Annotated in this window: 1 protein-coding gene; it reads left to right on the top strand. The window is 60.4% G+C overall.

Annotation, left to right across the window (positions count from 1 at the left end):
* Positions 1-897: ABC transporter substrate-binding protein (locus tag AC1DD5_RS25675; protein WP_477523129.1), on the top strand; the 897-nt coding region annotated here is incomplete at its 5' end.
* Positions 898-1,091: the final 194 nt, after the last annotated feature.

The raw sequence follows: 1,091 nt of genomic DNA, 5'->3' as shown, positions 1-1,091 counted from the left end.
ACGGTGTACGGAGTTCTGAATACGAAGACTGTTGACCTCCTGCCGGCCGCGTTCCACAAGGACTACCCGAACATCAAACTGACGTACGTTCGTCTGAGCGCATCAGACATCAGGGCCAGACTGGATGCCGAGATCGCGTCCGGGAACGCCGGTGCGGATGCCGTCGACAATCTGGATCACCCGACGTTCGATGGCTATGCGGCCAAGGGTGCTTTGCTGCCGCTCACTGCTCCGTCCCTGGGCGATCCGGAATTCGACCGGGCCAAGTATCAGCGCACACCATATGTGGCAACGTTCGCAAACCTCGGCTACGCGTGGGCCTGGAACACCAAGTTGCTGCCGAACGGCATCAGCTCCTGGCAGGACTACTTGAACCTCCCCGCGTCGCAGGTGGGAGCAACGGACCCCTCGATCGGCCCGACCGTGGCCGCGCTCTATGAATCGATGGAGAAGTCCGATGCGGGCGGCTCCGGATTCCTTGACAAGCTGACGGCTAAGGGCAAGCCCCAGATCTATGCTGGCTCGAACCCCCAGGTCGCGGCGCTGTCTGCTGGGGAAGTGGCTGCCTCGCTGCCAGTTCCTGTTGCGGTCGCGGCGACCATCAAAGCGACCGGTGCACCGATTGACTACAGGCTCCCCCAGGAGGCCCCAAGCGTTCCCAACGAGCTGGCGGTTGTGAAGTCGGCCAAGCACCCGAATGCGGCGCAGGTATTCGCGAACTGGCTGCTGAGCAAGGCAGGTCAGGGTGTGGTGGCTCAAGGTGGATTTGTCGCAGTACGCCAGGACGCACCCCAGACCATCGACACCAAGGGAGTCACACTTGTCGAGCTCCCGCAGATCACGACCGAGCAGTTCAAAGCGTTCCTGCAGCGCTGGAACCAACTGTTGGCCAAGTAGTAGCTAGTTGCTGGCTCGCAAGCGCTCAGTGCTGACGCGATATAAGTGAGAGAGAATTAATCATGCTAGAGATTCAGGGATTGCGGAAGGAGTTCGTTGTTCGCCGCAATCATGTTGTGGCGGTCAACGACTTGACCTTCACGGTGGAGGAGGGCGAGCTGCTGGTCTTGCTCGGATCGAGTGGATGTGGGAAG

The organism is Paenarthrobacter sp. 10L420, from assembly GCF_056395385.1.
The sequence above is the reverse complement of the archived record's forward strand: the minus strand, read 5'-3'. Positions and strand labels throughout refer to the sequence as shown.